This is a genomic window from Acinetobacter sp. YH18001, assembly GCF_013416975.1.
In the GTDB taxonomy this organism is placed as follows: Bacteria; Pseudomonadota; Gammaproteobacteria; order Pseudomonadales; family Moraxellaceae; genus Acinetobacter; species Acinetobacter pseudolwoffii.
On sequence record NZ_VPEU01000036.1, the window covers coordinates 1 to 18,469 of the forward strand.

Consider the following 18,469-nt stretch of genomic DNA (forward strand, 5'->3'; position numbering starts at 1 on the left):
ATATATCATCTATTTTGATTGAAATAGAGGAGGAATATAATGGAACAACCACACATTTACTGTGATAGAAAAATTATTAAGTGCTCTGTATGTAGAGCGTGGGATGACTATAGCTTTAATGATACACAGCATTTTTATCTTATTGCTGCTGCGGAGGGTAAACAAACTCGTGGGCTCTACTCTATAGAGAGTATTAAGTGTAAAGAATGCAATAAGGTAACCAAGAACAATCATGACCCTTATTTTTATTATTGAGGAATTTACATGAAAACATGGACCTACTTTTACATAGTGCACACAATAAAGAATGGGGAGATTTTTTAGAAGGGAGTCTGGGTGGGCTTTAAATTTGCAGAGTAATTATGTGGTTTTAAGTGGGGTGTGGAGTTGATAAAAAGAGAAACTACTATTGTGCTAATAAGTACCGCAGTAGCAATAGGAATTATTACAATACTTGCATTTTTTATTGTTTGGATTATTTTTCCCGCTGATACCCCACAAGGCTCATTTAAGGATGCTCTGTTTTTTTCCGTCACCCTATTCGGGGGGCTGGCAACGCTTGGAGCTGCGGTGGTGGCAGCTTACTTGATTAGTGGATGGAAGCATCAGGCAAGATTCGAGTTTAATAAAGAAACTATAACTAAATTTTGGGATTCGTATATCGATGCGAAAGCATCTCTGGTGCCTTTATCTGATAAGGTGAAAGCTGTTGGTTATGCAAATATCAATGAGAGAAACAATATTTTTGAGGAAACCTCATACAAGGTCACTATTTTCTATTTTCAACAACAAAGACTTGAGCTATTTTTCAATATTAGCGATGAAGATATTGTCTTCTCAGAATTAGAAAGTATTACCCAAGATTACGTTGATATTTTAGATCCACAAAGAAGTTTCGATGAGCAGGAGTGGTTCTGTTATGAAAAAAGCCTGATCGATAGGCTAAATAACCTTCAGCCAAAACTTTATAAATGTCTCAAAGAATCCAATATACTGTAATCACCTCAAAGAGCCTCCACACATATCCCCACACTCACATTCGTCGTAATCGAATGAGCTGTGCAGCCTGAGAGCAGGATGCACAGCAAAATGATTCTTACATCCATAAGCGCAATTTCGCCAGATGAGCTTTACGATCAGCAAGACCATTCGTGCCACCATTGATCCTGCGTGTAATGGTCAACACATCATCTTTGTCAGCCAAGGCATTCAAGCCGTTATCAGACCAGAACTTGCAGGCCACCATAAGACCAATGCTTGGGATTGCCACAACTTCAGGATTGTTTTCAAAGTCGATGCCGAGCTGCTGGCCATACTTGCGATAGTTTGCGCGGCCAGTTAATTGAATTGGCCCACGACCTTTAAACCGCTTTCCATCTCCTGCCTGCGTATTACCCAAATCCTTTCGACCTTCATACGCTGCACCTGATGCAATTTCTTCCATGTATCGAAAGTTGCCAGATTCATGCGCCAGTTGTGAAAGGAAGTGAATCAATCGAAGTGAGTTGTCCAGGATGCCAAAGGTTCGCAAATGAACATTGGCAGCAAGTCCGAGTTCTTCAGCACGCGCTTGACTGGCACCTAATTTTTTGAATACCGCAGTCAAGGTGCCACGGCCAATAATGCCGTCATCATGCACACCTACTGCCTTTTGGAGTTTTTTAATTTGAGTGGTGTTCATCATCTTTATCCGTATTAAAAAATTTAGGACGTGCACCACCCTTACCCCAGATATAAAGCTGTCGGGTAAAGAGGGCGAATAAAATACTTACCGTGGTATAAAAAAGTGTTCCGGCCGGACTGGGCGAATACTCATCTTTAACAAAAAGTGCTGCCCCAAAAAGGATCGACAACACCAATAGAAAATCGATGTGTTTTGGGAGTTGAATTTTTGGATGAAATGCCATGATTGCAAACGAAACTATAAATAATACCAATGCTGTTTTACTTATGATTAGCAGCATCTTCATTCTCCTTTTTGACTAAACCAAGAACTCTCGATCGAGCCAAACTCAGCAATGCTTCAGCTGTACTTTTACCAGCAGCGCCCAGAATGAAACCAAATAGCTCTGGATAGTTACCGCTAGCAAGAAATAAACTTGCCGGTTTAGCAAAGACTACACATAAAATGAAGCCCGCAAAGAATCCTATCCAGCGATCCCGAGTCGGCTCCTTGCTTAATAGAAAGCCAAAAGTCGCACCCAGCACACCTGTAAAAAGGATGTGTGAATGGTTCTTTATGCTTTCCAATACTTGACTAAGAAAGTCCATATACATCCCCTTTAGCCATACATCCCCCTAAATTATTGACATTAAAAAAGAGCCTTTCGGCTCTGGTGGTGGATCATTTGACATTGCGCCCCCTAAATTTTGGTAATAAAAAACCCCGAACTGATTGAGCCCGGGGTTGATAATGGTTTGTTGTGTGATGAACACCCAACAAGAAGCAAATAGAAATCTCACAATTTATCTGTATATTTACAGATAATTAAATCTGAGGCCTTATCATGAATCTTAAATATTTGATACTCATCACCTATGCTTTTTGCTCTATATCTCATGCCCAAAACTTTGAACAAAATTCTGATATTACTGATCAGATTAATAAGGAATTAAAAAGAACTAAAATTGTTTCAATTCCCGCTGGAGATTATAAAGTTGACGCTATTAAGTCAATCAAACCTCAGAATGGCTCAATTATAACTATGTCAAAAAATACTAGACTAAGGGTAATTCCGAATGGAAATTCAAATTATCGTTTATTCGATATCAGAAATGTACAAAATGTACAAATATCTGGAGGACAGCTTATTGGCGATAAATACTCTCATTTAAATAAAAATGGAGAATGGGGAATGGGTATTGATATACGAGACTCACAAAATATTTCAATCTCCGATATGTCTATAAGTAAAATGTGGGGCGATGCTATTTATTTAGGATCTAATGGTAAGAACTCTAATTACAATATCAAACTCTTGAATTTAAAAATGGATGATAATCGTCGGCAAGGTATTAGTATTATCAGTGTTGACACACTAAAGGCTAACAATATTATAATTTCCAATACTAAAGGTAAAAGCCCTATGAACGGAGTTGATATAGAACCTAATAATAATAAAAATATATTACAGAATATCGAATTTAAAAACTTAAGATCAATTAATAACTTTGCAGCTGGATTTCAAATTTCTTTAAAAAAATACAATAACTCAACAAACCCTATTTCTATTAAAGTATCAAATTACAGTGACAATGGGTCTAGATTTGGTCTAAAAATAAATGGTATTAAAACTGCTGTAAAAGGTCATATTGAGATAGATACTGCCAACCTCACAAAGAATAAGACTTCAAACTATTGTTTTCAAGATTGGTCTAATAATAAAATTGAAGTTAATATAAAAAACTTAAAACATGACAAAAAATATGTTGAAAATAAACATGAATGGTGTACACCATATGTACAAAATAATTTTTTAAGAATACATAAAACTAATTAGATAGATCTATATATTAAAAATTCGCAAAAGGTTGAAGCAAAAAAAGCCCTCAATGAGGGCTTCTACGATTTTAAAGGCCTATGATAAGTCTTTGATTCCAATTGGCTCATTCATCAATACCCCCTAAATTTTGGTAACAAAAAACCCCGATCTAATTAAAGATCAGGGTTAATGTTGACTGGGTATTACTTCCAGCTTTCAGATACTTTTTTAATTTCTTCATTCGTTAGAGCATAACCGAAAATCGCAAGCTTTGTTATGATCGCATACCCCCCTTGAACAATAGGCGCAGTAGAAGAAGGCAGCAACTGTATTAAGTCAAGATTCTCTGTTGTCTGTGTTGCCGACTCAAGAAGACTTGTGCCATTCAGACCTGCATAAGTCTTTCCATTTTCAATTTTAATCGCTTGAGTCAAAACATTATCATTTGAAGCAAGAATGCCGCTTGTCAAATTCATCACTGCATTTGCATTATCATAGTTGCCGACTCGTGTTGAAAAATCGCCAGAGTTTGCACGATTGATATTTAAGAAAGTTTTATGACCTGCATTATCACGTAATAGCAAACTTGACTCCGGTGTTGATGCGCGTGCTTCAGCTAACAAGCCAAGTCGCACAGTTTGAACCACAACCGTAATTGCACTTGCTGAATTCGCGACAATTTCAGATAGCAAGTTACTATTTAAAATAACAACATCAGCCTCACGATTTGTACTACCTGAATTACCTGTATGAGTTGAAGTAATTTTAGATGTTTTACAAGTGGTGCCTGACGCTCGCTCAACCTGAGCGTGTGTTAATGATCCTGTCACAGTACAGACAATATTAATATTGCCAGTGCTAACAGTTGGTACAATGACTGCAGGCGTGTTTTCAGTAATGACTTTTGTTGCGATTTCATTGCCCGAAACTGTTAAAGAGCCTGTGCCCTCAACAGAAATTACAATTGGAGCAGTTGCTGCTATTGTTAAGGTGCGAGAAACAGGCGCACTAGAAAATGGGAAATGATTCTGACGTGGCGCCTCAACAAGAACACCAAAACGATTGCTTTCGAGCCAAGTTCGTAATTGGTTTTGTTTAGTGATTGTGCTTATATTGCCGAATTTGTCGATTGTTTGTGGTTTTGTTGCAAGATTATGGGCTGAATTGCAAGTAACAACATCACTTAAAACTAAATCTGTGCGAACGCCATTTACTTTTTTCGTATATTGCTGATTTTCAAAGTCTGAAAAAAGTAACCAATCCTGTTCACCCTTAATGCCATTAATGTTGCCCAAGCTTTTTGTCGCGGCTTGATTTGATTTTAAAATTAAAGACATCTTACTTCTCCAAATAATCTACATTTAAAAATGGGGTTGCTTGCACAAATAATTTATAACGTGCAGAAGCTGGCTCTGCTGTTTGATTCGTTGTCCACACATAGACAAGACGCATTTCGTTCTGCTCATTAAATTGTGGCAACATTGTTGCTTTGTAGACTTCTGAGACTGTCGGGTTCCACCATGCATCAGCCCACGTTACGTTATTGAAATCACTAGAAATTCCAAGCTTAAAGCCCACACTTGTATTGCCGACTCGGTTTTGGTAAGTAAACAAAATTTTGTCACCGACTGCCCGAATATCCAGGTGCCATGGAGTGTCATCAACAGGCGTTGCAATGTCGGCTTGTTGCACCCAGTCTGTGCGCCAATCTTTTGTCGTGAAGTGGCGAATCTTCGCCTGATTGATACCGTACATGTGATAGGTTTCGGTTTTCACATCATAGTGAATTGCTTGTGACACAATCTGCAGGTCGCCTTTATTTGTGCTGTAGAATTCAAACGGCTCTGACCATGTTTTGCCGTCTTTTGTTGTGATTGCATACAGGATTACAACAGCCTCGGCAGATGTTGCGGCAGACATATAGCGTCTAAAAGTTAAGACTAGCTCACCTGTTTTGATGTCGTAGAACATGAAAGGGTCACTGTTATAAACAACCCCTTTTTCCCAAGTGTATGACTCAGGTTCATTTAAAATATCGGTAATTAAATCAAAATTTTGTAAGTCTTGAGAGCCAAGTAAAAACGGGTTTTCCTCAGCAGTTACGCCATTTGTGTAGCCCGTGATTGCTACAATGTAGCGGTAACTCATAAAGCCGTTTGGAAATTCCAAAACCTGTGGGTGAACAACTCCACGATCGTTGCCATATGGTGTTTTTACAGGAACATAGTTACCCCATTCTGTGATATTTGCCTGATTAATCCATGCGTTCGAAATTGTGAAGTTTTGCTCAAACTGTTGAAGCGGAACTGGTGCTAACTGACCTGCATTCTGCGTATTTCGAAAAAAATTCAATAAGTTTTGAGCTTTAGGAGCGAAGGTGTCCCGATATGAATAATTATTTAAATTAGATGTATCAATGATTTGTTGTGTGCTCGAGCTTTCAGATTTATTATTGATTGCTGTTGCAATGTCCGTATCCAAACCAACGATAAAGAATTTTCCATCTTTATCAATATAAGCGACAATATTTTGATCTGAATCAAGCAATAAGAATAGATAGTCTTCTTTATTAAAGTTAAATGTATTATTTAGATGGGTAACTAAATCATTTTCCAAATCAATAACTTTTAGCTTTCCATCCCTTAATATTTGCAGAACAATTGAGCCTTCTGTATCTGTAAAATCAAACAAAGATTCACTGCTTTGGGACTTAAAAAGAAGACTCATTACTTCTTTTGCAATAGAGTTAATTAAGTCTTTACTTTCTTGATCTTTTTCATCAGTGTAGGTTTTAGCTTGATCAATCGCGCTTAGTCCAGTGTCTTTCCAAATCCCTGACTCCCATAAGAATACTTTATGTGTATCTAGTGAGTATGCCGCTTTTTTCTCAAGAACTGGAATACTAGCTTTTAATTCAGCTTCTGTTGCAAATGGCTCAAAACCACCTGTTTCAATAACTTCCTGAATAGCCAATGGTAGGGATTTAAAAGACTCACCATAACGCGGAGTGACTATCTTTTTTTCATTTACCGCTTCCCCGGCATGCTTTACGTCAATTTTTGCAGCCTCAAGCTCTTGTTTTGTCACCATGTCAGCCATGTTTCTCTCCGGCATCAAAAAACCACCCGAAGGTGGCTGTTAAATCAAATTATTTATATGGTCTTTGTCGTTGCTGTAGTAGCGGGTGTCATAGTTGATCGCACTCACGCCTGTTTCAAAGGTGGCGCTAGGTGATTTTTCTTGAATTAAATATGCCTCGCTTTCCTGAGCGCTTGCTTTGGTGATGCTATAGGTAGCATTCACCACCTTGTCTATAACTAGCGGCATGAGCGGTATTCGCGCCAGTTCAACCTGATTTTCGTCAAGTTGATTAACAATATTAATCACATCAACCGAACCATCTTTTAACTGTAAGTGAATGACATAGCTTTCACCCTCATCAAGATTAATAGAGTTATCCAGCGTTAAAACTGTATTGTTTTGCGCCTCTACTTCACCACTACCAAGCATCTTAAAAACATCATCAACGATAGCAATGCGGTCATTACGTGTCACCAGATCAGCTTCACCGTATGCAGTAAATTCAATTGTCTTGCGATTGAACTGCATTTTATTCCAAGCTCGGTGTGCAAGGAGATGCGCCTGAATCGCATTAGTCACGCCATTGCTTTCAATAGTTTTATAGTTTGATAGACCATCGTGCGGCAACTTAATCACCGCCTCAGCATAATCATCGGTTGCATCGCGCCACTTAAATTCAACACCTTCATACTCATCTGGTGCGCCAAACAGATTGGTCTTGGTTAGGCTTTCCGGCTTAATATTGCGGTGGTTGAATAAAATCAGAGAGTTTGGCGTTTCTTTCTCAAAGGTGAAAAAGTGTTTGCCATTCTCCCGGCGTGCAGTACAGAAAACCGCTTCAGCAACAGCAAATGCCATTTCCTGATAACTGCTGTTTTTATTATCAAAAGTGTAATTAAACTCACACGCTTTTGTTGTGCCAAAATAATCTTCTATTTCATTTGACACTTCATACAGCGACTGCACATCAATTTCAGATATGTCAAAACGACCAATAAACGGATCGAGGGCCATATTGATAACAATGTCTACAAAGTTGCTGGTTGGTATGCGCTCGGCAGATTGAATCCCATCACGGTATGAGTAAAGCTTTCGTGTTACAGGTAGATTAAGCTCTGAAGCATTGGTCCCCGATCCAATAGCAAGACGCTTCAACCTGATCGTGGTGTCATGCTCATAAGCCAACTTTTTCGTTTCATAGAAACTATAAGCACTTTCAAACACCACATCATCAATCAGATTTGCACTACTGCCATTATCGTTAATACGCTTGGCACGGAAACGGAATTGACCGGTAAACGGCAATGTCTCACGTACGGTTGCGCCCACCTGGTCACGGTTGTTGGCCTTGCCTTGCATGGATATACCTGTTTTGTAGATCTGTCCAGTCGGCACACCATCAACCACCTGCTGGTAATGGACTTCAATAGCAACCTGCTTGGCTCGATCCCCCTCATAAATGCCGTTGGCCGCCAAAAAGTTCAGCATCATGCCTTCGGTGTCTTTATTTCCAGCATAGTACCAACCAATAAAGTTTTCGCTTGTGCCTTTGAAGGTGATGCTCCGCCCAAGCATATCTGCGATTTGCTGCTGTGTAAGGCTCGATAAAAGAAGCCAATCAGGATTGACTGATGCAGGATTCACCAGGGTTATATCGTTGGCTGAAACCGATGAAATGGTGTATGTGCCACTTAGATCGATATTCTCATCATGGTCTGTCAAGACAGCAGACAAAATACCAGTACCATCCGCTGACATTCGGCCAAAATTAATATTGGTCTCCATATAACTGGATGCCAGTTCAACTTCATAGAACCATGCTCCAGTTGAGCCGGTCTTGGTGATACTGGAAACAGAATATTCTCCCGCTAAGTTCAATTGTCCTTCTACAAGATCATCAATCGTGAGCGAGGATATGCGAATTTTCTTATAGCTATCTGGATCACTGATATTCACAGAAGATGCAATTGTTAAAATACCAGCGGCTGAAACATCCGTGGTACCTGAAATATTAGAATTGGGTGCTGATCCATAAATCGCGTTCTCAATAATGATTTGCTCACCATTGACAAAGTGGTCATTAAAGTCAGCGTATACATTCTGAGATTGATACAAGAATGCCGCTGTGATGCTATTCCATGAATACTTATCTAGTTTTCCTTGCACAGTTGACCCTGAAATAGAAACCGTATTCCCGTTAAAACTTACACCTTTGTAAACTTTCACGGTGTTATTCGGTGAGATTAACTTTTGTTTCCCATCAACCGAACTCACCTGCTTGGCGACAATTGGTGGATCATTAAATACTTCACCAATCTGAATCTGTGCAGCTCCGGTGGTCAGCGTATTTGGCTCATAAACGCTTAAGCTTGCCCCTTCAATTGTATTGATCGGGGTTTCACCTTCCTTGATTTGGTCGGGATCAGTCTCAAAGTATCCGGTGCCAATCGAAAGCAGTGCTTCTTCAACCTGCACATTGTCTGTGTAGTATCGATATAAAGGAGCAATCAGATCTGGAATGGATTTTACTTTCCCATAGATATCTGGCACACGCTCACTGGTGCGATGCTTATTCTGGCGTGATGCTAAACTGTTGTTGCCAGACCCTGATGCTTGATCAGGAATCTCAGGCATGTTCATGTAGGTATAGATTGCCAATGCTGCTGACAGCACAGTTACCACGACCAAAAAGATTGTAAGTGGTTCACCAGCATGACAAAGCACAAAGTAATCACCATCTGCATGCAGAAGTTGAAGCGCTTCTTCTCTGGTTTTTGGTGTCACATCGTTTTGGGCGCAAATGCTGTCTTTATAAAGTCGAGCTTCCGGATATTCTTCACGAATATTCATCCAGTCTTTGAGCAAACACTCATATTCTTTTTCACTAAATTCAAGCGGATCAAGCTCATTGGGATAAATACGAAGCTTCATAAAATCTAAACCTTGAATAAGCACGGCCTAAAGACCGAAGTTCCTGAAAGTGCACACCTATTTCAGACAGGTGCAAAACACGACCGCAATAAAAAAGCCCCACATGGGAGCTATTTAAAAGATTGGTCATTAGGACAATGCAGCCGTCTTTTGGCCTCTCGATCCTTTTATTCTTGATTGTGGTGTCACGCGAAGTTTGGATGCTTTGCTTTAGATCACCAGTCAAACCAAGAAAGCTTTCTGAATAATCTTTTTCAAAGAGATACTGTGCTGCTTCAATCAGGAAATGGACGCAATGGTATTTTTTAGGGTCATACTGCCGGTCCAGCAAAGCATCAACACTTTTCATATCAAGCCTCTCAGGTCTGGGTAGTCCTTGAAGTTATAGGTCCGGCCTGTCTTGACACTATTTTTCCCAGATGTTGCAGCTTCAAATGTTGTGGCTTGGTGATCCTGATTCATTTGTGCCACATACAGACCACGGATCAATTCAATCGGCGTGGCCTTGGTGAGCACCATAGATGCAGCATCAAAAGCAAACGAGCGATAAATTACCTGTGGCTTTTCGTCACTCGATGCATCTTCAATCAACTTGATCAACGGTGGCACCACTTCACCCAAATCCCCGACTGTGATTTTCAGAGATTGATCTAGGTCATCAGAGGTATTGCCGCGCTGAATCATCACCGGGATAAATTCAAACGTGGCCGGCTGACCATTTTCCAAAGTGACAGATACACCGTCTGGGTGATTGGTCACAAGTCGAATCGGGTCAGGCCAAAGTGAATGACTGATCTCAAGTGTTTCCAGTAAAACAACACTGGCTGCACTATCGAGATGAAAGTCTTTAATATCATCAACGGTAATCATCACACCCCCAAGGCATCCGGGAAGCTCTCATTGACCAGCTTCTCAAGTAAATTCAGCATCTCAAGTGGGCTGCCTGACTCCCATAGGTCGATAATCTGCTGATCAAAGGCCAGATCACCATTATTCAGCGGCTTGCATCGCACCTGAAAAGATACGTTATAAGCCACGCCACTGCGCTCACCAACTGACAAAGATTCAGCCACAAACTGACAGGTATGATCCTGTGCTTCAGCTGAATCTGTAATCAGTCGCCATAAAAATGGCTTTGGATCCTGTGTATGCAGTCGCCAAAATGCCCAGAAGTACTGAGCATGGGTTTTGGTTTTCAGTAGTACTGACGCATTGACCACATGCACGTTATTTACAAACATTCTTCGCTGACGGGCGAACCCGCCTTGAAGGTGCTGCTCCAACATGTTGTTGCCAGGTGAAAAGGAATACCCGGCTTGTAGCGGGCATAATGCAAAGCTATTCACTATCGTTTAACTCCCGCTGTGGTGTTGCGTTGGATTTGCTTGGATGAATACGAGTTAGGATTGTTCAATTCAGACCAAGGCGCTTTAGCTTCTTCTTTGGCAATCCTACGAATACGCACATCCAATTGACCGTTATCCCAAGACACATCAGCGGTTTCACCTGGTAGGGTGTAGACATTGACGTTTGGTGCGCTACCACCATTAGCGATAAAGTCCTTCAAATCACCATTAGTTCGACTATCAACAACACGCTCACCTTTATCCAAAAGCCATGTGCCTTCTTTCGGGATATTGTCGATACCATCGTGGGCCATGCCTGCAATGGTTTGACCTGCGATCAATCCAACTTGCGCATAACCCATACCCATAATTAATGATGAATACATAGCTTTTTGGGCTAGGGTTAATGCGGTAGGATCAGCCATTACCTGAGCTGCTGCAAGATGCGTAGAAACTAAAGCCGAACCAATAGCAAACATTTGTTGCATTAGGAACATTGCTTTGTATGAACTGGATTGCTCTCCTTCGCTATCTTTGACCATCTGGGTCATATCGCCCCAAACGGCTCCGGCTTGAGATAGCAATGCACCATACATACCCATGGTATCTTCAAATTTTTGAAGCTCTAATTCCTTTACCTGCTGGTTATAATCAACGTCAATTGCTGCCATCGCATCACGGTATTCTTGATGCGCTTCCAGTAGAGCTTCATAACGCTCATCATCGGTTGAATAAGTGTCACTGCTTAGAATGTCGCGCTCAACACCTACGCGCTGATTTTTGAGACCCGCTTGTGAATTAGCTCGATCATTTTCGATTGACCATAAGGCATAGTCACCTGCAGACATGGTGGCCCGCGCAAAGACATCATCAGCACCATAAGAAAGACCTTTGATTGCTTCCTGCATAGCCTGCTGCATTTCTAGTGCATGCCAGCGGGTTTTACGAAGCTCGATAGCGTATTGCTCATCTAGGAACTTAAGCTTGGCTTCTTTTACCTCCTCAGCAACCTTAATGTCGTTTTCCAAAATCTCTCGATCCATCTGGTATGCATATTCAAGCTTTTTCTCTTCCGACCATTTGAATTGATTGATCTCAAGATTTAGGCTTTTAAAATACGCGGCACGCTCTGCAGTAAATCTTTTTTCTACCAGAGCAAGGTATTTATTTTGCTCAGTTTGAGAGAATCCAGAACCTTTCACTAAATCAGCTTGCTCACTTTCATCCCAAAGTAAATTCTGGTATTCGGAAGCATAAGCTTTAGAAATTTGCTCACGATCACGTTTTTGCTGTTCAAGGATTCGGCTTTGCTCTAATAAAGCTTTATTGGCTCCAGCCGCCGCTTTTGCTGCCTCATTCTGTTTTTTAATCCATTCATCCGAGCCTTTGGTTACACCAGCCTGACTGTTTTGGATTTTTGCCATAGCAGAAACAGACTGATTAACAGCATCGTTATAAATACGATTAATAGAGTTTGCGACATCATCAGCAACTTGAGCATTATCCTGAGCCGCCATTTGAACGGGGCTGTCTTTGTTAATCTGGGCATTTGTTGCACCAAGAATAAATGCTTTCGTGAATCGAACACCTGGCAACTTATCAAGGAAATTTCCACCTTCAGCCGCCTTATCCACCATTGCTTTGGATTGGGTCGCCTGTGCAGCAAGACCTGCGATGCTATTGGTGAGCATTTTAACCACCGCATAGACACCCATGCCGGTTGCGGCCACACCCTTAAATACCTCACCAAGTGTTTCACCAGCATCAGACATGAGATTTGTCTGCATGGTTGCATCAGATAGGCCATCACCAACCGAAACCAGCGCAGGCATCAAGCCCTGAATAAACTGATTTTTTACACCCTGAACCTGCAGATTAAGTAAATCCATTTGAACGCGAAGCTCATTCGCCTTGGCAATCGCCTGCTCATCCATAATGGCACCAGCACGTTCCGCAGCATCAGCCCAATATTCAAACCCTTTACCACCATCTTTAAGCAATGGAATAAGGTTGGTTGTATCAGAGGCCATACTTTCTAAATAGAAAGACATTTGTTGCTGAGTAACGCCAGCTTCTTCGAGCTTATCTACATAAAGTTGAAGTGCTTTAGGACCAGAAAGATTTTGCATCTCAAGTGCTAGTTTTCTTGCACCTTCTGCCGATCCTTCTGTCTTAACTGCAATCTGTTCAAAGAAATCAACCGCACCTCCCGAGCCAATAGTGATAAATTCACCAAGCTTTTCGTTGAAGTCTTTAAGTTGATCCGATAGCTTTTCTTGGCTGATCCCCATGGTTTCAGCACCAACTGCCATTTTTTGAAATTCTTGTGTTGTTGCATTCGAAATAGAGGCGAATGTCTGAAGTTCACGAGCAGCATTTGAATATTCTCGTGCCATAGCAAAAACACCAGCGCCCACAGCAGCAGCACCAGAAACAGCGATAGCCCCATAAGTCAGAACGCTCTTTTTCATTGCATCAAAGCTAATTGCTGTCTGCTTTTCTGCTTCTTTAATTGGTGCCGTGAAGCCGGCAGTTCTAGTAACCAGATCAAGCGTCAGCGTTCCTAACTTGGTGCTCATATAAACCTCTAGGCAATAAAAAACCGCCTTTCGGCGGTCTTATTCAATTTCGAATTTAATCATTCAAGTTCTTTTTGGCATTTCGGAGTTGCCAATTTCAGGTCATTATCAGCTCTGTATTTCATTTCTACATTAAAAGCAGATAATGTAGTTTTCACATGCAAAGATTCTTCATTAATTTGGGCTTTCTTTAAGATCATCCCATTTTGCATATAAAGGTGATCATTAGAATTACGCACCTGATACACATTAACTTGACTGCCACTATCCTCACACATTGAGCCGGAGCCATCCTTATTCAGCTTAATGGTTGACAGGCCGCCGGCTAGTGCAGTGGTCCATATTCCATCTGTCTCAGGCTGAGTAATTTGTGCATCTAAAAACTTATTATTAAGCATTTGTGTTGCTGGGCTTACGCATCCAACCAATACTGCTCCAACTAGAATCACACCAAAACTCTTCTTAAACATATCTAATCCCTCTTAATGTAGAGAAAAAGATACTAATTATTAGGTTAAAAAGAAACCAAGCTAACCTGATTTCTTCTTAATGGCTTGCATGCGCTGCTCTTCAAAAGTTAGTTCTGGAACCTCCTCGTGAAGCATGAAAATTCGAGCATCTTCAATCTGCTTATCTTCTGGTAGCTTCGAGTTTAAGTACCGCGCAAAAAGACGGCCAAACTCCTGTTCCAACCTCCTGCCTAAAAACAAGGTTCCCCGTTTTTGACGAAAAGCTCTCCAAGTTTGGAGCTCAGGATAACTCAGGTTTCTTCTGGCTTCTGCAATGGTTTTTCCGCCGATTCCGCAGCTGACGAGCTCGCAGTAGAATTCAGACTCTTCATCGAGATCCAGTACTTTCCCGTGAAGTTAATCACTTCATCTGCTGCCAGATACATGGCAATTTTAATTTCATCAGAAACAGTGCCAGTGCTTTTTAAATCAGGGAAGAATGGCTTGTCTTTGGCTTCATAGATGGATTGGACAAGCATTGCTGCACGATACTGTTCAATCGTGTGCTTCTCACCTTCTTTAAGACCTAAGATGTCCGTGATATTTGCAACCTCATCCGAAGAAAGCACTTTGACAAGGATTTCCCCTTCAAAGGTCTCACCATTTACATCACGAAATTTAATTGTCTTTTCAACAAGAGAGCCAATACCAACCACTTTTTTTGCTTTTTCTAATGTTAATTTAGCCACCTGTAGCCACCACCTTAAATTCGTCAGTTACTTCAGTTTGGCGCTTCATTGGCACGGTATGGTTTACCAAGGAATCCGCATCAAATACCGGTGAGCCTTTACGCAGGATTGCGCGGAAAGATGACCATGTGCGATCTTCTGGAAGGGTTACGGTGTTCCCGGTAATTTCTGGCGGTACATCACCATCAGACCAACCCACATACACACCAACTTCCGCACGTTCAGCAGCTAGCTGCAGTAAAGTCATATGAGTTGCGTTTTTAGGATCAGTATCAATTTGGATCGAACCCTCGCCCGGTGTGGTTAAACCCCAATCCGAAGTTGCTGTGGTTTCTTCTTCCAAGCAAGTTGTACTGATTTCTGTGGTACTGTCATCGCCAAGCGCTAAGGCTTTAACGCAGTCCATCTTTGTCAGTGTTGGAGTATCGCCATGTAAAATCCATACATGCGTACCCTGAGATAAAACACCTTTCTTCGCCATGAGTAGCTACTCCTCAATTTTAGGCATAAAAAAAGCACCCGGTTGGGTGCTATGTGGAAAATTCTATTTATCGATCTACAAACCAATTCGAATCAAAACCGGTTCGATACATCTTGCTGTCTGGATCACGCTCATTACCTCGCAGACCAGTTACAGTGCAAGAGTTATCAAGCTCAAAAGCTCTACGAACCGCTTCACGAATATTTCGCAGGTCATCCGCTTTTGTTGTGTAAATATCAACTTGGATTGTGATGTGATCTATATTTGCCGGACAATCTAAATGGTTTTGCGGAGTACCGGAGACATCCTGCCAGACCAGGTACGGCGGCTTTGGTTTATCTGGTGCAAGACCAAATTCAAATGCACGTAAAATCCCGCCAGATTCCAGATAAGACTTAACTTCATCACTCGCATTAAGTAATGGGAAAATAGGTGCTGTCATATAGCCTCACGTAATGCTTTGGTGATTTCAGCATCAAATACCTGGACAAATTTGGTTGCGACCTTATCAACATTATTAGCTAAAGCAGGTCTTAAAAATGGAGTGGCTGGAATCTTGCTGGTACCAAACTCAATAAATCTAAAGTGCCGAGTATCGCCACCACTTAAACCAGCCGTGCTGACAGAGTGTTGATTCTGACCTGCCCCACCTTTCACCCCTACTCGAATCTTAATCTCATTAGGATTACGGCTCTTACCACCTTGGGTCACGATATTCTTATGAATCTTTTCCCGTGTTTCAGGATCATCAATTGCCTTTGCATTGCTACGTGCAGCATCACGAACAAGATTCATCGCTTGGCGCCCGGCTTTTCGTGCAATTTGCTTGGCTTTTTTAGGACTTGAAAGCTGCTTGAGTTTTTTATTCAGCTCATCCAATCCTTCAATATTTAAATCAACTGCTGCCATTCTGACTCACCCTCTGCAAGGTTAAGTGTCAACCACTCAAGGCCGCTTTCATTGTCAGGCACCGGATCACCGTCAATCTTCCAGTACTTATCCCGAAAATATAGACGCATGGCTGAATCAATCTGACTTGCTTTTGAACTGTAACGAATGCGACAACGTGCAGTCATGCTCGAATCAATGGTCTGAGCTTGCAGCTGGTCGCGTGTAGATAAGGCCTCATGCTTTCCCCAGACTGTACAAAACTCTGTCCAGGCTTGAGTAATACGACCTGTGGTTTTGTCTTGGGTTTCGGTAAAGGCTTCAATACGGATGCGATGTCTTAAAGGACCTGCTCTCATCTATACCCCCAGATCTAAACGGTATGGATCGAGCAACCACAAAGCGCCTTTTGGCAACTCATTTATCGTGGTACTGGTTTCATCTTCTCGATTTTCATAAAGACTACCTAAGATCAATAAAACGGCAGCTTCAATAGATGGATTGATAACAATGCCCTGCATGGCCATTTTGGTATTGCGCTGAGCTTCTTTTTTAAGGTTTTCAGCCGCAGATAACAGCATATTTCTTGAGACTGGATCTGTAACCAGATTAGCTGCATCGCAACTCTCTTTGTATTTTACAAGCTCATAATTGAGCTGGTCCAAAGTGAGATAAATCGCCTCTGTCCATACAGCTGAAGTGGCATAAAAAAAGCGGTTCAAATATTGAGCCGCTTTATCTTCTGCCGAATTCAACTTAGCCAGGACATCACCGCCAGTATCTTCATCTACTCGCAAATGAACCATAGCTTTTTCAATGTTAATAACTGGCATGATATGACCTTACTTTGTTTTAGTTTCTTTGGCTTTTTCTTCTGCAGCAGCTTTGGCTTTCGCCTCTTCTTCTGCCTTTAACTTTTCCTCTTCAGCTTTCGCCTCAGCCTCGGCTTTTGCCTTAGCTTCTGCGTCCGCTTTGGCCTTAGCCTCTTTATCGGCTGTAGCTTTGGCTTTCTTTTCCGCATCAGCTTTGGCTTTATCAGCTGCCACCTGTTCAGAGTCAATCGCTAATTTTTTCTTGATGAGTTCACCGGCCGTAATATCTGGAATCTCAGCTTCATCACCTTTGACGTAAACCTTGTTTCCAAGCATTGCGGCATCTAAGAATTTAATTTTCATGTTCTAAACTCCAAGGTGAAAGGGCCAGCTGGCCCCTTCATGGTTGTAATTAAGGTGCTGGTACAGGGAATTCGCCTTTTACGAATGCTTCTGGGCGATACACAGCCAATGCCAGACGCTCTTCACAACGAATAGAGATCATGTTCTTTTCAAAGTCATCAGCATTTTCGGTTGAAATCACCACGTTTGCATCTTCACGGTCAAAGATTTGAGCAGCTTCAGCGAAACTGCCGGTAAGGAAGTTTCCAGACATTGCAGCGTGATTTGTTTCTGCAACTGGCAACCCCCATAGACTTGGAGTATTTGGCGCGAACGGGTTGGTAAACAAGTATGCGCCGGTGGTGTCTTTCAGTAATTCAATTGCTGTCCAGTCATTCATATGCAGCACATGACCAGTTGCAAATACATCTGCCAAGGCAGCTTGCAGCATGGCCAAACGCATAGTATCTACGCGAGTCGGTGATGCAATTGTAATTGGAGCTGAATAAGCGGTTGCTTGAGTATAAATGCCATGCAGATTGTTACCCGTGCCTGAACCAAATAACAGTTGCGCATCTTCAACACGCTTAAGGCCATTAAGCAAACGACCATTGATAAAGCTTTGCAACTGAGGTAAGTCATCAAGAATCTGCTTAGAGGCTTTCAACATGTGAGCGATTGTTTTAACACCTTCCAGCACTTCTTCGAATGTTAATTCAGAATATGGCTTGGTGGTGTTTTCAGCCACTGGCGCAGCGTTATTGGTAAAGCCGGTTTCACGTAGGTAAGCAATCGCATTACTGGCCGTTCGACCTGGAGCTAATAGGTCACGGATGGTCACGCGCTGATTTGGCGCAGTCACAATACGAGTCGAACCATCAACAGGGTTTACTGCAAATGATGTCAGTGCATTACGGGGAACGGCTACACTGATACGTTTTCCAGAAGTTGCATTGCTTGCAAACGAAATAATTTGCTCATCTTTTACAGCAAGATCACCAGCACGAGCATCTACTTGTGCACCTGGATTACCAGTGCCACCACGTGCAAATAATTGCTCAGCTTCACCCAACTTCACCTGTAGGTCATTTTGGGCTTGGCGCAGATTATTTAGGTCTGTAAGTGCTTTATCCACTGCCGCTTTAGTTTCAGTAGACAGTTCACCAGCTTTTTTTGCTTCATTTAAAGCATTTTCAGCCATTGGTTGAACTTTTTCAGTCAGATTCTTTAAGCCAGTGTTTACGTCTTTAAGGGCCTGAGCTGTTTGGTCTTTAGTTTGATCAGTCATGATTTTTCATCTCTCAAAAATAAGAAAACCGCCATATAGGC

The 18,469-nt window shown here is 41.6% G+C and carries 21 protein-coding genes; 2 read left to right on the forward strand and 19 right to left on the reverse strand.

Going from position 1 to position 18,469, the window contains the following annotated elements; genetic code table 11:
• Window positions 1-387 precede the first annotated feature (387 nt).
• Window positions 388-999, forward strand: a complete 612-nt coding sequence (locus FTV48_RS10985; RefSeq protein WP_180000306.1) for a hypothetical protein — start codon at window positions 388-390, stop codon at window positions 997-999.
• Window positions 1,000-1,096: 97 nt separating this feature from the next.
• Here the strand turns inward: FTV48_RS10985 and FTV48_RS10990 are convergent, their stop codons facing one another.
• The 3 genes from FTV48_RS10990 to FTV48_RS11000 are packed head-to-tail and all read right to left on the reverse strand — an operon-like array spanning window position 1,097 to window position 2,271.
• Complete coding sequence (locus tag FTV48_RS10990) at window positions 1,097-1,681, reverse strand: glycoside hydrolase family 19 protein (RefSeq protein ID WP_180000308.1); 585 nt, start codon at window positions 1,679-1,681, stop codon at window positions 1,097-1,099.
• A complete protein-coding gene (locus FTV48_RS10995) occupies window positions 1,662-1,964 on the reverse strand; it encodes a hypothetical protein (protein ID WP_180000310.1) in 303 nt (100 codons plus the stop codon). Before FTV48_RS10995 ends, FTV48_RS10990 begins: the two co-directional genes overlap by 20 nt.
• A complete protein-coding gene (locus FTV48_RS11000; RefSeq protein ID WP_004646469.1) occupies window positions 1,945-2,271 on the reverse strand; it encodes a hypothetical protein in 327 nt (108 codons plus the stop codon). The genes FTV48_RS10995 and FTV48_RS11000 overlap by 20 nt, the downstream gene beginning before the upstream one ends.
• Window positions 2,272-2,507: 236 nt before the next feature.
• On the opposite strand from FTV48_RS11000, the gene FTV48_RS11005 reads away from it, so the two are divergent.
• Window positions 2,508-3,500, forward strand: a complete 993-nt coding sequence (locus FTV48_RS11005; RefSeq protein ID WP_180000312.1) for a right-handed parallel beta-helix repeat-containing protein — start codon at window positions 2,508-2,510, stop codon at window positions 3,498-3,500.
• A 185-nt stretch (window positions 3,501-3,685) separates the two neighbouring features.
• On the opposite strand, the gene FTV48_RS11010 is transcribed toward FTV48_RS11005, so the two are convergent.
• The 16 genes from FTV48_RS11010 to FTV48_RS11085 form a co-directional block, all read right to left on the reverse strand.
• A complete protein-coding gene (locus tag FTV48_RS11010) occupies window positions 3,686-4,819 on the reverse strand; it encodes a hypothetical protein (RefSeq protein WP_180000314.1) in 1,134 nt (377 codons plus the stop codon).
• A gap of 1 nt (window position 4,820) precedes the next feature.
• Window positions 4,821-6,581 (reverse strand): hypothetical protein, encoded by a 1,761-nt coding sequence (locus FTV48_RS11015; protein ID WP_180000316.1) that lies wholly within the window; start codon window positions 6,579-6,581, stop codon window positions 4,821-4,823.
• Between the two features lie 39 nt (window positions 6,582-6,620).
• On the reverse strand, window positions 6,621-9,494 hold the full coding sequence (locus tag FTV48_RS11020; RefSeq protein WP_180000318.1) for a host specificity factor TipJ family phage tail protein: 2,874 nt from the start codon (window positions 9,492-9,494) through the stop codon (window positions 6,621-6,623).
• A complete protein-coding gene (locus FTV48_RS11025) occupies window positions 9,469-9,843 on the reverse strand; it encodes a hypothetical protein (protein WP_180000320.1) in 375 nt (124 codons plus the stop codon). Before FTV48_RS11025 ends, FTV48_RS11020 begins: the two co-directional genes overlap by 26 nt.
• Complete coding sequence (locus FTV48_RS11030; protein WP_180000322.1) at window positions 9,840-10,364, reverse strand: DUF1833 family protein; 525 nt, start codon at window positions 10,362-10,364, stop codon at window positions 9,840-9,842. The genes FTV48_RS11025 and FTV48_RS11030 overlap by 4 nt, the downstream gene beginning before the upstream one ends.
• Window positions 10,364-10,780: a hypothetical protein gene (locus FTV48_RS11035; RefSeq protein ID WP_180000324.1), complete on the reverse strand. Its 417-nt coding sequence runs from the start codon at window positions 10,778-10,780 to the stop codon at window positions 10,364-10,366. The genes FTV48_RS11030 and FTV48_RS11035 overlap by 1 nt, the downstream gene beginning before the upstream one ends.
• 59 nt (window positions 10,781-10,839) lie before the next feature.
• Window positions 10,840-13,419 (reverse strand): hypothetical protein, encoded by a 2,580-nt coding sequence (locus FTV48_RS11040; RefSeq protein ID WP_180000326.1) that lies wholly within the window; start codon window positions 13,417-13,419, stop codon window positions 10,840-10,842.
• A gap of 59 nt (window positions 13,420-13,478) precedes the next feature.
• Window positions 13,479-13,889, reverse strand: a complete 411-nt coding sequence (locus FTV48_RS11045; RefSeq protein ID WP_180000328.1) for a J517_1871 family lipoprotein — start codon at window positions 13,887-13,889, stop codon at window positions 13,479-13,481.
• A gap of 290 nt (window positions 13,890-14,179) precedes the next feature.
• Window positions 14,180-14,617: a phage tail assembly chaperone family protein, TAC gene (locus FTV48_RS11050; protein WP_180000330.1), complete on the reverse strand. Its 438-nt coding sequence runs from the start codon at window positions 14,615-14,617 to the stop codon at window positions 14,180-14,182.
• A complete protein-coding gene (locus tag FTV48_RS11055; RefSeq protein WP_180000332.1) occupies window positions 14,610-15,098 on the reverse strand; it encodes a phage tail tube protein in 489 nt (162 codons plus the stop codon). Before FTV48_RS11055 ends, FTV48_RS11050 begins: the two co-directional genes overlap by 8 nt.
• 67 nt (window positions 15,099-15,165) lie before the next feature.
• On the reverse strand, window positions 15,166-15,540 hold the full coding sequence (locus tag FTV48_RS11060) for a DUF3168 domain-containing protein (RefSeq protein ID WP_180000334.1): 375 nt from the start codon (window positions 15,538-15,540) through the stop codon (window positions 15,166-15,168).
• Window positions 15,537-16,007, reverse strand: a complete 471-nt coding sequence (locus FTV48_RS11065) for an HK97-gp10 family putative phage morphogenesis protein (protein WP_180000336.1) — start codon at window positions 16,005-16,007, stop codon at window positions 15,537-15,539. The genes FTV48_RS11060 and FTV48_RS11065 overlap by 4 nt, the downstream gene beginning before the upstream one ends.
• Window positions 15,989-16,345, reverse strand: coding sequence for a phage head closure protein (locus FTV48_RS11070; RefSeq protein WP_180000338.1), 357 nt, complete (start codon window positions 16,343-16,345; stop codon window positions 15,989-15,991). The genes FTV48_RS11065 and FTV48_RS11070 overlap by 19 nt, the downstream gene beginning before the upstream one ends.
• Window positions 16,346-16,819, reverse strand: coding sequence for a head-tail connector protein (locus FTV48_RS14975; protein WP_253602666.1), 474 nt, complete (start codon window positions 16,817-16,819; stop codon window positions 16,346-16,348).
• A 9-nt stretch (window positions 16,820-16,828) separates the two neighbouring features.
• Complete coding sequence (locus FTV48_RS11080) at window positions 16,829-17,161, reverse strand: hypothetical protein (RefSeq protein WP_180000340.1); 333 nt, start codon at window positions 17,159-17,161, stop codon at window positions 16,829-16,831.
• 49 nt (window positions 17,162-17,210) lie between these two features.
• The gene (locus FTV48_RS11085; protein ID WP_180000342.1) at window positions 17,211-18,428 is read right to left on the reverse strand and encodes a phage major capsid protein; all 1,218 of its coding nucleotides are present in this window, start codon (window positions 18,426-18,428) and stop codon (window positions 17,211-17,213) included.
• Between the last annotated feature and the right edge of the window lie 41 nt (window positions 18,429-18,469).

Coding starts and splice junctions, on each gene's coding strand:
- FTV48_RS10990 (WP_180000308.1), bottom strand. CDS start 1,681: ATGAACACCACTCAAATTAAAAAACTCCAAAAGGCAGTAGGTGTGCAT.
- FTV48_RS10995 (WP_180000310.1), bottom strand. CDS start 1,964: ATGCTGCTAATCATAAGTAAAACAGCATTGGTATTATTTATAGTTTCG.
- FTV48_RS11000 (WP_004646469.1), bottom strand. CDS start 2,271: ATGGACTTTCTTAGTCAAGTATTGGAAAGCATAAAGAACCATTCACAC.
- FTV48_RS11005 (WP_180000312.1), top strand. CDS start 2,508: ATGAATCTTAAATATTTGATACTCATCACCTATGCTTTTTGCTCTATA.
- FTV48_RS11010 (WP_180000314.1), bottom strand. CDS start 4,819: ATGTCTTTAATTTTAAAATCAAATCAAGCCGCGACAAAAAGCTTGGGC.
- FTV48_RS11015 (WP_180000316.1), bottom strand. CDS start 6,581: ATGGCTGACATGGTGACAAAACAAGAGCTTGAGGCTGCAAAAATTGAC.
- FTV48_RS11020 (WP_180000318.1), bottom strand. CDS start 9,494: ATGAAGCTTCGTATTTATCCCAATGAGCTTGATCCGCTTGAATTTAGT.
- FTV48_RS11025 (WP_180000320.1), bottom strand. CDS start 9,843: ATGAAAAGTGTTGATGCTTTGCTGGACCGGCAGTATGACCCTAAAAAA.
- FTV48_RS11030 (WP_180000322.1), bottom strand. CDS start 10,364: ATGATTACCGTTGATGATATTAAAGACTTTCATCTCGATAGTGCAGCC.
- FTV48_RS11035 (WP_180000324.1), bottom strand. CDS start 10,780: ATGTTGGAGCAGCACCTTCAAGGCGGGTTCGCCCGTCAGCGAAGAATG.
- FTV48_RS11040 (WP_180000326.1), bottom strand. CDS start 13,419: ATGAGCACCAAGTTAGGAACGCTGACGCTTGATCTGGTTACTAGAACT.
- FTV48_RS11045 (WP_180000328.1), bottom strand. CDS start 13,889: ATGTTTAAGAAGAGTTTTGGTGTGATTCTAGTTGGAGCAGTATTGGTT.
- FTV48_RS11055 (WP_180000332.1), bottom strand. CDS start 15,098: ATGGCGAAGAAAGGTGTTTTATCTCAGGGTACGCATGTATGGATTTTA.
- FTV48_RS11060 (WP_180000334.1), bottom strand. CDS start 15,540: ATGACAGCACCTATTTTCCCATTACTTAATGCGAGTGATGAAGTTAAG.
- FTV48_RS11065 (WP_180000336.1), bottom strand. CDS start 16,007: ATGGCAGCAGTTGATTTAAATATTGAAGGATTGGATGAGCTGAATAAA.
- FTV48_RS11070 (WP_180000338.1), bottom strand. CDS start 16,345: ATGAGAGCAGGTCCTTTAAGACATCGCATCCGTATTGAAGCCTTTACC.
- FTV48_RS14975 (WP_253602666.1), bottom strand. CDS start 16,819: ATGCCAGTTATTAACATTGAAAAAGCTATGGTTCATTTGCGAGTAGAT.
- FTV48_RS11080 (WP_180000340.1), bottom strand. CDS start 17,161: ATGAAAATTAAATTCTTAGATGCCGCAATGCTTGGAAACAAGGTTTAC.
- FTV48_RS11085 (WP_180000342.1), bottom strand. CDS start 18,428: ATGACTGATCAAACTAAAGACCAAACAGCTCAGGCCCTTAAAGACGTA.